Raw genomic sequence first — 13,257 nt, 5'->3', positions numbered from 1 at the left:
TTTCGCACGCCGCCTAGGAGGCGGTTTTGTCGACGATGAGCGTCGTGGTGTTGAGCACGACGGAGCGCGCATGCTGCTCGGCCCCGGTGAAATTGCGCACCAGCCGGTCGAAGAAGATGCCCACGCGCTCGAAGATGCCCGGCGCGGCGACGCTCTCGCACGCCACCAGGTCTTGGCTGGCGACGATGGTGTTGCGCTGCGTGAAGGTGATATGCCCCACCACGTCCCCGGTTCTCACTTCGCCGGTAGGCTCGTAGAACTCCACGGTCTGGGAGATGTTGCCGTTCAGGTCGAACAGCTCCACGGTAGCCGACGGATCCTCCATGGTGGCAGGCACCGTCTTGTCTATCCAGTCCAAGCATGCGACCTCTGCGACGACCGGCACCTGTGCGCCGTCCATGGCCACCCGGTCGGGACTGTTCGCCAGCGGATAGGTGACCAGATGGTCGTACACCCATTCGGCCAGCGTCGCCGCATCCTGGAAGCGCGTGGACTCGTCTTCGCAGCCGAGCACGACGGAGTACAGCTCCAGCCCGTCCTTGTTGGTGGCCCCGGCAAAGCAAGCGCCCGCCAAGCTGGTGAAACCGGTCTTCACGCCCACGGCGTACTCGGTGTACTGGGGGAACTGGTCGGTAGCCACCAAATGAATGGTGGCGTCGGAGCCGGCGCGGGAGACGGTGATGTCGGTGTCCCCCAGAGCCACGGCATCGCGGAACTGCTGGTAGCCCATGGCCTCCCTGACCACCAGGGCCACGTCGCGGGCGGTGCTGTGCAGGTTGCCCTCGAAGCCGTCGTCGTCGAGCCCGTGAGGGTTCTCGTAGACCGTGTCGGCGCAGCCAAGAGCCAAGGCCTCCTCGTTCATGGCGTCGACGAAGGCCTGCTCGGGATCGGCGGAGCTTGCCGTGCCGGCGTCAATCATGGCCTGCCCCACTGTTTGGGCGATGGCCACCGCGGCATCGTTGCCGGAGGGAACGAGCAGCGCCGCAAGCGCCGTCTGCAGGGGCATGACGTCGCCGTAGAGCAGCCCGGCCGACGACTCGCCCACCGAGGCTGCCTCGGCGGAAACCTCCACGGGCGTATCGAGCGACACGATGCCGTCATCAACCGCCTTGAGCGCCACCAGCCCCGTCATAACCTTCGTAACGGAGGCTATCTGGGATGGCGAGTCGGCATCGCGCTCGTAGTAGACGGTCCCGTCGGAGCCCATGCAGATAGCGTACTTCGCCTCGATGCTGGGGCTCTGGGCGACGGAAAGCCCCCGGGAATCCACCGATGAACCCAGGATGACGTCGCTCTTGCGCACCTCGGCATGGGCGACCGGAACGCCGGCGCCCGCGCCGGAAGGCAGCAGGTCGAAGGCCGCGCCACATACGGGAACGAGGGAAAGCGCCAGCGCCAGCGCGCCGGCAACCACGATGGGCAGCGAGCTGCCGCGCCGAAGCGGCAGACGGCGGCTGCGCAGGAAGGATGAGGGCATGTTCGCTCGCTTAGTCAATGTCGTAGATTTCCTCGGGTCGCGCGATGGCGAAGCCCGCCTCGGCGAGCACGGCCTCAAGAGCCTTGTCCCCATCGGTTTTCAAGATGTTCACGGCGCTGCCGTCCTCCAGGGACACGCAGTAGCCGTATTCCACGTTCACGCCGCGCTCGTCCAGAAACGTGAGGAGCGCCGCCAGCCCGCCTGGCACGTCGTCGACGCGCACGCCGATAACGGGCGTGACCGTGGCGCGCCAACCGGCCTGCTGCATGCGCTCGGCGGCCGTGGCGGGCGTGTCGCACAGGGCGCGCAGAACGCCGAACTGCTCGGTATCGGCCACGAAGAGCGCGTGGATGTCGATGCCGGCGTCGGCTATGGTGCGGCAGGCTTCGGCCATGCGACCCCGCTCGTTCTGCATGAAAACGGATAGCTGCAAGATCATCGGTTGCCTGCCTCTCGGTTGTCTACGACCCGCTTCGCCTTGCCCTCGGAGCGGGCGATGGTCTTCGGCTCGACGATCTTGACGTCCACGGCGATCTGCAGGTTGCCCTTCAGTTCGGCCGCCAGGCGCTTGCGAAGGTCCTCGAGCTTGCGAACCTCGTCGAAGGGGAATTCGGGAACGGTCTCCACCTGCACCTCGATGTGGTCGAGGGGGCCGCGGGTGCTGAGCACAATCTGGTAATGCGGCACGACCTCTTCGAAGGAGGTGATCACCTGCTCTATCTGCGAGGGGAACACGTTCACGCCGCGCAGGATGAGCATGTCGTCGGTGCGGCCGCGCAGCTTGTCGATCTTGCGGTGGGTACGCCCGCACGCGCACGGCTCGCTGATGATGCGCGTGACGTCGCGGGTGCGGTAGCGCACGAGCGGGCAGCACTCGCGGGTCAGCGTGGTGATTACGAGCTCGCCCCATTCCCCGTCGGGCACTGGCGCAAGGGTGTCGGGGTCGAGGATCTCGCAGTAGAAGTGGTCCTCGGCAATATGCAGCCCGTTTCGCTCGGCGCATTCCATGGCCACGCCCGGCCCCATCACCTCGGAGAGCCCGTAGACGTCGCAGTACTGGATCCCCAGCTTCTCGGAGATCTCGTCGCGCATGTTCTGGGAGCAGGGCTCGGCGCCGAAGATGCCGGCCGAGATCTTGAAGTCCTTGGCCGGATCGTAACCCATCTCGATGGCGGTGTCGGCGATGAACAGGGCGTAGGAGGGCGTGCAGGCCAAGATGTCCGTGCCCAGGTCGCGCATCATCTGCACCTGGCGCTTGGTGTTACCCGACGAGGTGGGGATGACCGTGCAGCCCATGGCCTCGCCGCCGGCGTGGGCGCCCAGGCCGCCGGTGAACAGGCCGTAGCCGTAGGACACCTGCAGCGTGGAGTCGGCGCTGCCCCCTACCATGGCGATGCCGCGCGCGAAGCAGTCGCCCCAGTTCCTCAGGTCGGCAGCGGTATGCCCCACTACCGTGGCCTGGCCAGTGGTACCCGACGAGGCATGGATGCGGGCCACGTCCTTGTTGGGCCGCGCGAACAGGCCGTACGGGTAGGCGTCGCGCATGTCCTGCTTCACTAGGAAAGGGAAGCGCTGCAGGTCCTCGAAGGAGCGGAAATCCTCCGGCCTCACCCCCGCCTCGTCGAACTGCTGCCGGTAGAACGGCACGTTCTCGTAGGCGTTGCGAAGCGTCTCGCCGATGCGCTCGAGCTGGAGCTGGAACAGCTCCTCGCGCGGCATGGTCTCTATCTCCGGCTGAAAGTACACCCGTCCTCCTTACCCTGAAACGTTCTGCGCGTCGTCTGGCTGGCTCTGGCCGTCGGACGAAGACGACGAAGGCTGCGCGCCCGAAGCATCGCCGTTCTGGGCGGCTCCCTCGCCCGAGCTCCCGGCGTCCTTCGGCTCGTCGGGAGCGTCGGGGCCCTCGACAACGACCTCGGTAATCGGAGCGTAGCTTGAAACGAAATTGTCCTGCCGGACCATGGAGCCGTCGGCAGCGTAGACGGTCCGAATCACCGACACGCGGCTGCCGTCGCTGCCGTAGGTCTTCACGTAGCTCGTCCCCGGGGCCAGAGTGTCGTCCCGCTCGCGGCGGGTCTCGTGCTTCTGGCCCTCCTGCCAGTCCCCCGTCTCGGTGGACACGCTGTAGCGGGGGCTCACGCCGTAGAGCGACACGGTCAGGTAGCCCGTTCCCGACTCCGCCCGCAGCAGCACGTCGCTGTCGGTATCGTTTGCCCAGACGAAATCAAGATCGGGCCAGCTTACGGCCGCATCGCGCCCAATGGGGTAGCTGGCGATGTAGAGCGAGTGGTTAGAGCGGCTCACCACGGGGTAGCCCGCTTCGTACACCGCGTTGAACACCGTGGTGGCAACCTGGCATATGCCGCCGCCCACTTCGGCGACGTACTCGTTGTCCACGATGGCCCCGGCGTCCAAAAACCCGCGCTCGGCGTTGCAGTTGCCCGCGGTTTCGTTGAACGACCAGCGCCCGCCGTCGGCCTTGGCGACGGAATTGTTCAGAAGCTCGCAGGCCAACGCGATGTTGTGGTTGCGGTTCTCGGTGCCGGGCACAGTGCTGAACTCGGTGGTAAACGTGGAGATGCGCTGCACCAGGCCGGCTGCCACCGCCTCGTCGAACGTGAGGTTCTCGGGGGCGTCCTGCGCTTCGACCTCGACCTGCGCCGGGTCCTCCGCCTGCTGGGACCCGTCGGCGCTGTACGCCTTGCCGTTCTGGCCGAACAGCGTCTCCTGCAAGAGCTCGGCGGCGTGCTGGGCGTTGGGGTAATGGGTGGCTCCCCGCACGGAAACCCCCACCGATCCGTCGTCGGCCACCGAGAAGCTCACCGCGGCCGCCTCGCTTCCGGGAGCCAGGTTCGCGATGAGCGCGGGCGCCATGGCCTCTTCGTCCACGACGGGGCGAAGGTACGCCTTACCCGACGAGTCGGCCGCGAGAACCACGTCGACCCAATCCCCCAGCTGGGATGCGCCGGCCTTCCACGAAGCCCCTTCGCAGGTGAAGACGGCTCCCCCGTGAAGCGCCCGGGTGACCTCGTCGGCAACCTGCTGCGCATCGGCAAGGGAGACGCTCGGCGAAGCGTCCTCGACGGAGACCACGAAGGCGTTGGTTCCGTAGATGTCCAGGAAGGCGAAGCTGAGCTCGAGGGAAAGCATACCGCGGTCGACGCGGGTGCCCGGCGCTCCCTCCACCGCGCGGGCGCCGCCGTCGCTGACCACGACGGAGGTCTCGACGCACCCGGTGCCCAGGCTTTCGTCCAGCGATTCGGCGAACTCTTCCAGCAGCTCGGGATCGAAGGCGCAGTAGGGCTGTAAGACCACCTTGCCGCGGTCGCCGGCATTGGCCACGGCGCTGCTACCCTGCCACGTCCCGGTCGCCTCGTCGGCCGTGTACCCGGACGCGACGAGAGCGTCGCGGGCTAGGGACGCCGCATCGACGCAACCGCCCAGGTCGGCCGGCGTCACCGTCCACGTCAGGTCATCCGGGCTGCCGGAAGACGACGCCTCCATCTGCTCGGCGGCGATGCTCCCCTGGGCAGGCTGGCCTTCGCCGGAAGCGGGCAGCACAGCGTCGAGGGCTTCCTCGCTGCCGCAGACAACGGCGCTCGCCGACTTCAGCGACGGACCGTAGGCGGCCTCGATGGCCGACACGGCCTCCGCCTCGCTCTTCCCGGAAAGGTCGACGCTTCCAACGAACACGCCTTGGGCGATGCGCGGCTGCCCGCTGATGGAGGCAGCCGGCGAATCGGCTCCGTTCGACAGGAGCACCGCAGCCACCGCTACGAGCAGAAGGCAGGCCGCCGCGCCGGCAAGCGCGAACCACCTGCCGCGATGGGCAGGCGACAAGGCCGAACCGCTGCGCGACCGCGGGGTCGCCTGCTTGCGGACCGTCGGACGCGACCGGGGGGCCTGGGGGGTCTTTCCCGAAGCGTCAGCCATGGCGCTCCTCCGAAGGACGCGACTTCGCCTGCGCTATCGCGCGAAGCATGGCCCGAACGTAATAGGCAGTGGTCGCCACCCCCAAAACCAGGCCCGCGTAGATGAACCAGATGCCCCATGACACGCTCTGGACGCCGAATCCGGGGAGCCAGGATGCGTCGACAAGGCCGAGCCCCGGAAGCAGGGGCATGTTGAGCAGCAGGCCTGCGAAGCCGACGAACAGAAGCGTCGTGCACACCTTGCCGGCGAAGATGACGTCGACCCGCGCGCCCCAGCGCCGCAGGCAGTAGGCGGCGCCCACGAGCAGGGCCAGATCGCGCCCCAGAACCAGCAGGACGATCCACAGCGGCAAGCGCCCGACGATAAGCAGCCCCACCACGCCCGCGATCATGAGCAGCCGGTCCACGGCGGGGTCGAGCAGGCGGCCCAAACGCGAAACGGTATGGGTCCTGCGGGCCACCTGACCGTCGAGGAAGTCCGTGGAGGCGGCCAGGGCGAACACGACCGTAGCCGCGATGCCGTGGCCCTGGAGCAGCAGAACGAGAAAAAGGGGTACCATGCACAGACGAACGAACGAGATGACGTTGGCAGCGGTGAAAACGCGGTCCACCACCTCGTTCCCGTCCGTCGTATCTTCGGTCTGCCCTTGGAGTTCCATGAAAAAAGAAGCCTTCCGCTCGTATGATTGCGATGAGCCATTGTACCAGCTCCACCGCCCTCACCGCCGCAAGGAAGGCTCCTTCACGCCATTTTCGTCAAAGGGAAAGCATTCTGAACCGCGGTCAGGACTGCGCGCTCTCCTTCGCCGCCGATGCCTTCGTCTTCTGCCGCTCGGGCACCTCGAAGCTGTCGAGATGCTTCTTGGCCGCCACAGCAGGTCGGGCGGGATCCATGGTCAGGCAATGCTTCGGACACTCCCGCACGCAGCTTCCGCATTGGACGCAGCGGAAGCGGTCTATGGTCCAGCTGCGGGATGCCTTGTCCACCGCGATGGCGCCGCAGGGGCAGCGCTTCTGGCAGATGCCGCACAGGATGCACTGGGCGACGTCTACGGTCACCCGACCCTTATGCCCCGGGATCGCAGGCTTCTCCTCGGCCGGGTACTGGATGGTCTCGGGCTGCTTTACAAGCCCGGCAAGCGTCATGCCGGCCAGCTTCATAACTCCCATCGGTGCCTACCTTTCCGTGCAGCTGATGCACGGGTCGATGGTCAGAATGATCGTGTTCACGTCGGCCAAATCGCAGCCGGCCAGGGCCACGGTCATGCCGGCCAGGTTCTGCGACGTGGGCGTGCGCATGCGCATGCGGTCCAGGTACTTCGTGCCGTTGCCCCGCGCGTAGTAGTAGCACTCGCCGCGCGGCTGCTCCACCACCATGGAGGACTCGGCGCCATCGGCCGGGGCGCCCTTCACGTCCACGGCGATGGGGCCCTGGGGCATGCGAAGGATCATCTCCTTGATGATCTCGATGGACTGAACCACCTCGCGGGTGCGCACCTCCATGCGCGCGTAGCAGTCGCCGTCGGACGAGACGATGGGCTGGAAGTCGGAGAGCTGCCCGTAGGCACCGATGCCGAGGCTGCGCACGTCGTAGTCGACGTTGCTCGCTCGGGCGAAGGGACCCACCATGGACAGGCCGAGCGCATCCTCGGTGCTGATGTAGCCCACGCCCACGGTGCGGTTCTTGACCGAGGTATCCTTCAGGAAAGCGCGGCAGATTTGCTCGTACTCCGCGCGCAGGCCCTCGAGCACGTCCAGGATGTGCTTGAGCTGCGCCACGTCGATGTCGCGCACCACGCCGCCCACCTTCACGACGGACAGGATGACGCGCCCGCCGCAGGTCTTCTGGAAGATGTCGAGCACCCGCTCGCGCAGACGCCAGCAGTGCATGAACAGGCTCTCGTAGCCGAAGGCGTCGGCCGCCAAGCCCAGCCACAGGATATGGCTGTGGATACGGGAGAGCTCGTGCCAGATGACGCGCAGGTACTGGGCGCGCTCGGGCACCTCGACGCCCATGAGCCGCTCCACCGTCTCGGCGTAGCCCATGGAGTGCCCGAAGGCGCAGATGCCGCAGATGCGCTCGGCCACGTAGACGAACTGCTGGTAGTCGCGGGTCTCCACCAGCTTCTCCAGGCCGCGGTGCACGAACCCGATCTGCGGGATGGCTTCGATGACCTTCTCGTCCTCAACCACCAGGTCCAGGTGGAGCGGCTCGGGCAGCACGGGATGCTGCGGGCCGAAGGGGATGATAGTCTGCTTGCCCATGTCGCTTAGGCCTCCTTCCCTTCCGCCTTCGCGGCCTTGGCGGCCATGGCCGCGCGCACTTTCGCCGCCTTCTCGGGGTCCATGGCCGCTAGCTTGGCCTCCAGCTCGGCATCCTCCCCGTCCTGAGCCTTGGCCTCGCTGCCTTCCTTCGCCGCCTTGGCCTCCTTGGCCGCCTTGGCGGGGGGAAGCTTCCTCGCCTTCTCCCGCGCCTCTTTCTGAGCGGGGCTTATCACCGTCATGGGCGAGGTTTGGGACACGGCGTAGAAATGGCCGCCGAAATCGATGGCGATGTTGTCGATCTGAACGCCGAACAGGTCGTGGGCCTCGTTCTCGAACACGAAGGCGGCAAGGAACGTATCGGTGATGCTGGGCACGTGGTCTTCCGGTTTGACAGAGGCGATCTCGTGGTTGACCAGGACTCCGTCCTTCATGAAGGAGTAGACCAGGTTCACGCCGTCCTCCACCGCCACTGCCAGCATCTGCACGAAGCGCCATCCGTCGTCTTTGCAGCGGACGGCCAGCGCGGGCAGCTCCTCGATGCTCAGCGGTACGAACTGGCTCTGAAACGTCATAGCGCCGCCTCCTTCCTCTTCTTCTTGAGTGCCTTGGACTTCTCGTCCAGCACGGCCACGCCCTGCACCACCGCATCGATGATGGTCTCGGGGCGGACCGCGCATCCCGGCGCGTACACGTCTACGGGGATGACGGAGTCGACGCCGCCCAGCACGTTGTAGCAATCGTGGAAGATGCCGCCGGTGCAGGCGCAGATGCCGCAGGCCACAACCACCTTGGGCTCCACCATCTGGTCGTAGATCTCCCTGATGACCGCCTTGTTCTGCTCGTTGACGCTACCGGTCACCAGGAAGATGTCGGCATGCTTGGGGTTGCCCGTGTTGATGATGCCAAAGCGCTCCACGTCGTAGCCCGGGCACAGAGCGGCGAGCACCTCGATGTCGCAGCCGTTGCAGCTCGAGCCGTCGTAGTGGATCACCCACGGTGATTTCGATGCGAATGCCATTGCCACGCTCCTTACAGAACCACGAACGCGCCGATATTGACCACGCCGGCAACCAAGGCGACCACCCATGCCCCCTTGAGCATGGCCTGCCACTTCACGCGGGCGAAGTTGTTGTCAATCCAGATCTCCAGAAAGTACACCGCCGCAACCACGGCCAGGGCGAGCAGGATGGACGCTGCGCTGTTCCAGATGAAGAACAGGCCCACCCAGCCCAAGAACAGGACGTTCTCGCACCAGTGCATGATCTCGACCATGGCCAGGGTGCGCCCGCTCATCTCGGTGGTGACGCCCTTCACCAGCTCCTGGTGGGCGTGGTGGGAGTAGGACAGGTCGAAGGGGGACTTGCGCAGCTTGATGGTGAGCACGAACAGCAGCCCGGCGAAGACAAGCACGTTGCTCAAGATCACGGGGGCCGGCATGTAGAATGCGGCCCTCACGTCGAAGGAGAGGAATCCCGTCATGGAGGCAATGCCCAAGGCGTAGCCGATGGCCATGAACAGCACCATGGGCTCGTAGGCCATCACCTGCAGCGTCTCGCGGGATGCGCCCACCTCGGCGTAGGGGCTTCGCGTGCACCAAGCGGCCACGATGAAGAACAGCGCAGACAGCGTGACGACGAAGACGCACAGCAGCAGGTTGCCGCCGCTGAAGAAGATGCCGCCGGCGAGAAGCGTGAACACGAGCGCCGTCGCCACGTAGACCTCCTCGGAGGAGTTCACGGCCACGCGGTCCTTCTCCAGCAGCTTGCGAACGTCGTAGTACGGCTGCAGAAGGGACGGGCCCACCCTGCCCTGCATGCGGGCGGTGACCTTGCGGTCTATGCCGGCGAGCAGGCAGCCGAGCACCGGGCCGCCCACGGCGAAAACGACGGTGCCGACGAGTACGTAGAACAGATCCATGGAGCACACGTCCTTTCTAGAACAGGATGGGCATGCCGGCAAGGCACCCGACGAAGGCGACGCAGATCAGAAGCGCGCATACCGCCTCGCCCACCCGGCGTATGCGGCCCTCGCCGAACAGCTCGTCCAGGTAGAGGTTGCGCGAGGCGGCCTCGGTCTGGCCGGACAGCGAGTTTCTGAAAACGCGCTGCCCGTTGTCCGCGGAAACGCCGGCCAAATACACCGGCGCCTGCTTCGCGGTTCCCTTGCGGCCGACCCCGGCGAACAGCACCACGATGACGGCAATCGAGCACAGCGACGCCAGCCACAGGTTCGTCTCGGCTATGTCCTGGCCGAAGGCGCCGTAAACGCCCAAAAGGTAGGGCTCCACGTAGAACGTCGAGATGGCCGGCATGGCCACGCAGGCGGCCACGCCCAGCGCCACCATGAGCCACAGCGCGAACCACTCGCTGCGGTGCACCGTGCGCTCCACGTTCTGCGGCGACCCGGCGATGCCGGAGAGCTTGCCCAGCCACTTGGCCCAGAACATGAAGGTTGCCGCCGAGCCGAAGGCCAGCAGCACGATGAGCGCGATCTGCCCCGCGTAGATGAACGACACGAGGGTGGCCCACTTGGCCATCAGCATGCCGAAGGGGGCGATGAACATGACCATGATGCCGAACATCATGAAGCGCGCCAGTCGGGGCATCCGCTGGAACAGCAGGTCCATATCCTCGATGTCACGGCTGCCGATATGGTGCTCGGCGGTGCCCACGCACAGGAACAGCAGGCTCTTGGCGATGGCGTGGAACAGGATGAGGAACACCGCGGCCCACACCGCCTGGGGCGTCCCCACCCCGGCGCAGGCCACGATGAGCCCCAGGTTGGCGATGGTGGAATAGGCGAGCACGCGCTTGGCGTTGCTCTGGGAGATGGCCATGAACGAGCACAGCACGAAGGTAAACCCGCCCACCAGCACCGTCATGATGGAGGGAACCGGGCACACGGCGAACAAGGGCGCCAGCTTCACCAGCAGAAACACGCCCGCCTTCACCATGGTGGACGAGTGGAGCAGAGCGCTTGTGGGCGTGGGAGCCACCATGGCTCCCAGAAGCCAGGTATGGAAGGGCATCTGCGCGGCCTTGGTGATGCCGGCGATGGCTAGGGCGCATACCGGCAGGCTGACCAGGGCCGGATAGGCCTGACCCACGGCGATGAGCTCGTTTAAGGACAGCGTTCCGAAGGTGATGGCCATGGCGTAGAGCGCCACCAGGAACGCGATGCCGCCGATGAGGTTCATGATTATCTGGCGAAACGCATTCCTGATCGCCTCGTCGGTACGGGTGTAGCCGATGAGCAGAAACGAGCACAGCGTGGTGATCTCCCAGCCGGTGAAGAACCACAGCATGTTGTTGGAGAACACGATGAGGTACATCGCCGAGAGGAACGCGAACATGAGCGCGAAGAACAGCGGCCGGCGGTCGGGCGCCCCTTCGGGCTCGTGGGCCTGGAAGTCGTCCATGTACCCGAGGGCGTACACGCAGATACCCGTGCCGATGACGCCGATGATGAACGTCATGACCAGGGACAGCGAGTCGACGTACAGACACTCGGTGATCACGATGCTGTGGGCGAAGGCGATCTCGAACACGAGCGAGCCGATCACCTGCACAAGCGCCAGCACGATGGCCGCCACGTTCTTGTAGCGGAAGCCGAACACCAGGATGCAGACGGCGATGAGCACGCTCAAGGCCATGCAGACGTAGTCCACCACAGGCGAGTAGAACGTGAACATGATTCCGCGCGTTCCCGTGCCCAAGCACACCAGCACCAGCGAACCTGCGGCAACGAGCGCGGCCCCGGCGCACACGATAACCTTGCGGGCCTTGTTGTTTCGCACCGCCAGGAGAAGCGCGGCGAAGACAAGCGGGGCCAGAATGAGAAACCCGATGAGTACCACGAAGGCTCCCTTCCTGCGAGTCGATAGCCTAAAAAGCGAAGGGGCCGAGCGGCTCCTTTTCTTCAGGCTACTTTACTAAAGAGAGCGCTTCGTTCGCAGGAAAGCCGTGATTCAAGGGGCCATTGCTCGGTAAAAGGGAGCCGGGCATCCCTTTCGCCGCCCCTAGACGCCCGCTTGCCGCTCGAGCTTGCGCAGGCGCCTAAACTCCACGAGAAGGAACGCGCCTACGACGATCGTGGACGTGAGGTCGGATATGGAGGGCGCGAACCACACGGATTCGACCGGGGTGAGCGGCGTGAAGGAGGGAAGCACCTGCGGGCAGACGATCAGAAGCGGTATGAGGAAGAGGATCTGGCGCGTCAGCGTGAGGACGGTGGCCTTCACCGCCTGGCCCGTCGCGTCGAAGTAGTTCGACCCGATGATGGGAATGGCTAGCACCGGCGTGAACATCAGGTACAGGATGAGCGCCCACCCCGTCTCGGCCATGTACTCCTGGGGCAGCCCGAACAGACCTGCATAGGCGTTCGGGAAGAAAATGACGGATAGCCACAGGGGCGTGGAGATGGCCGCCCCCAGACCGATGGCCTGGAAGAGAGCCCGCTTCATGCGGGCGTAGTTCTTCGCCCCGTAGTTGTAGCCGATAAGCGGCTGCACGCCGGTGGCGATGCCCATGGAGGGCATGAAGGTGATCATGCCCACGGAGGCGAGCACGCGCATGACCGCCAAGGCGCCGTCCACGCCCAGAGGGTCGGCGGCTCCGTAAAAGGACAGCAAGTTGTTCTCCAGGGCGGCGGACACGGCGAAACCCAGCTCGGTGACAGCCGGCGCGATGCCCAGCACCACGACCTTGAGCCCTATGCGCCAGGAAACGGCGAGGTTGCGGCGACGCAAGGGCATGGGAGACCCCTTGCGCAGGAAGAACTCCATGACGAACACCGCCGACACCAGCCACGACAGCGCCGTAGCAAGGCCCGCTCCGCGCATGCCCCACTGGAACACGACGATGAACAGGTAGCCCAGCACCACGTTGCAGGCGGTACCGATGAGCATGCTGCCCAGCGCCCGGTTGGGATGCCCCGCCGTGCGGATGAAGTTGTTCATGCCGAAGGCGATGCTCTGCAGCGGGCAGGCCGCCACTAGCACCACCACGAAATCCACCGCATAGGGCATGATGACGTCATCGGCTCCGGTCAGGCGCAGAATAGGCTCCAGCGCAAGGGCGGTGATGGCCCAGATGAGAAACGATGCGGCGAGCAGCAGGGTGAAGGAGTTGCCCATAACACGCTCCGCCTCGCCCTTGCGGGCCTCCCCCAAGCGAATGGCGCACAGCGCGTTGCCGCCCACGCCCACCAGCATGGCGATGGCCACCATGGCCATCATGAACGGGTTTGCCACCGTGGTTGCCGCCAAGCCGTTGGCGCCCACGGCATGCCCCACGAACACCGCGTCGATGATGTTGTAGAGCATCTGCACGGCCACGCCGGCCAAAGCGGGGATGGAGAACTCCAGCAGCAGCTTGAAGGTGTTCTCGGTGCCCATGCGGGCGATCTTCGCCTCAGCCGCGTCGCGCGCCGCGTCGGCTTCGGGCGCCAGCGGTCCGGCCGGGTTCGCTTCGTCGATGGCGTCGACGATGGCCGCCTGCTCGGCTTGGTCGCATGACGAGGCGTCCACGGCGGCGACGGGCGCTTCGGCATGCGGTTTCGTATGTTCGATGCGTTTCATGATTC

12 protein-coding genes are annotated in these 13,257 nt (G+C 65.7%); all 12 read right to left on the bottom strand.

The window, feature by feature from the left end:
- Positions 1 to 13 precede the first annotated feature (13 nt).
- The 12 genes from NFR41_RS03470 to NFR41_RS03415 all read right to left on the bottom strand — a co-directional run bounded on the left by NFR41_RS03470 (position 14) and on the right by NFR41_RS03415 (position 13,252).
- On the bottom strand, positions 14 to 1,495 hold the full coding sequence (locus tag NFR41_RS03470; RefSeq protein ID WP_251230724.1) for a D-alanyl-D-alanine carboxypeptidase family protein: 1,482 nt from the start codon (positions 1,493 to 1,495) through the stop codon (positions 14 to 16).
- Positions 1,488 to 1,916, bottom strand: coding sequence for an ACT domain-containing protein (locus tag NFR41_RS03465; protein WP_285833848.1), 429 nt, complete (start codon positions 1,914 to 1,916; stop codon positions 1,488 to 1,490). Before NFR41_RS03465 ends, NFR41_RS03470 begins: the two co-directional genes overlap by 8 nt.
- On the bottom strand, positions 1,913 to 3,223 hold the full coding sequence (locus NFR41_RS03460) for a phenylacetate--CoA ligase family protein (protein WP_160212470.1): 1,311 nt from the start codon (positions 3,221 to 3,223) through the stop codon (positions 1,913 to 1,915). Before NFR41_RS03460 ends, NFR41_RS03465 begins: the two co-directional genes overlap by 4 nt.
- A gap of 9 nt (positions 3,224 to 3,232) precedes the next feature.
- Complete coding sequence (locus NFR41_RS03455; protein ID WP_251230722.1) at positions 3,233 to 5,410, bottom strand: VanW family protein; 2,178 nt, start codon at positions 5,408 to 5,410, stop codon at positions 3,233 to 3,235.
- Positions 5,403 to 6,068: a CDP-alcohol phosphatidyltransferase family protein gene (locus tag NFR41_RS03450; RefSeq protein WP_251230721.1), complete on the bottom strand. Its 666-nt coding sequence runs from the start codon at positions 6,066 to 6,068 to the stop codon at positions 5,403 to 5,405. Before NFR41_RS03450 ends, NFR41_RS03455 begins: the two co-directional genes overlap by 8 nt.
- Before the next feature lie 124 nt (positions 6,069 to 6,192).
- The gene (locus tag NFR41_RS03445; protein WP_160212467.1) at positions 6,193 to 6,579 is read right to left on the bottom strand and encodes a 4Fe-4S dicluster domain-containing protein; all 387 of its coding nucleotides are present in this window, start codon (positions 6,577 to 6,579) and stop codon (positions 6,193 to 6,195) included.
- A gap of 6 nt (positions 6,580 to 6,585) precedes the next feature.
- The gene (locus tag NFR41_RS03440) at positions 6,586 to 7,674 is read right to left on the bottom strand and encodes a hydrogenase large subunit (protein ID WP_160212466.1); all 1,089 of its coding nucleotides are present in this window, start codon (positions 7,672 to 7,674) and stop codon (positions 6,586 to 6,588) included.
- A gap of 5 nt (positions 7,675 to 7,679) precedes the next feature.
- The gene (locus tag NFR41_RS03435; RefSeq protein ID WP_251230720.1) at positions 7,680 to 8,246 is read right to left on the bottom strand and encodes an NADH-quinone oxidoreductase subunit C; all 567 of its coding nucleotides are present in this window, start codon (positions 8,244 to 8,246) and stop codon (positions 7,680 to 7,682) included.
- Positions 8,243 to 8,692 carry an NADH-quinone oxidoreductase subunit B family protein gene (locus NFR41_RS03430; RefSeq protein WP_160212464.1) on the bottom strand — a complete coding sequence of 150 codons (450 nt, stop codon included), beginning with the start codon at positions 8,690 to 8,692 and terminating at the stop codon, positions 8,243 to 8,245. The genes NFR41_RS03435 and NFR41_RS03430 overlap by 4 nt, the downstream gene beginning before the upstream one ends.
- A gap of 11 nt (positions 8,693 to 8,703) precedes the next feature.
- Positions 8,704 to 9,591 (bottom strand): NADH-quinone oxidoreductase subunit H, encoded by an 888-nt coding sequence (locus NFR41_RS03425; protein WP_160212463.1) that lies wholly within the window; start codon positions 9,589 to 9,591, stop codon positions 8,704 to 8,706.
- 16 nt (positions 9,592 to 9,607) lie between these two features.
- Positions 9,608 to 11,530, bottom strand: coding sequence for an NADH-quinone oxidoreductase subunit 5 family protein (locus tag NFR41_RS03420; RefSeq protein WP_251230719.1), 1,923 nt, complete (start codon positions 11,528 to 11,530; stop codon positions 9,608 to 9,610).
- A 162-nt stretch (positions 11,531 to 11,692) separates the two neighbouring features.
- Entirely contained in the window at positions 11,693 to 13,252 is a 1,560-nt protein-coding gene (locus tag NFR41_RS03415; protein WP_251230718.1) for an MATE family efflux transporter, read from the bottom strand.
- Positions 13,253 to 13,257 lie beyond the last annotated feature (5 nt).

The sequence above is a fragment of the Adlercreutzia aquisgranensis genome (assembly GCF_943193145.1).
GTDB classification, from domain to species: domain Bacteria; phylum Actinomycetota; class Coriobacteriia; order Coriobacteriales; family Eggerthellaceae; genus Xiamenia; species Xiamenia aquisgranensis.
The sequence above is the reverse complement of the archived record's forward strand: the minus strand, read 5'-3'. Positions and strand labels throughout refer to the sequence as shown.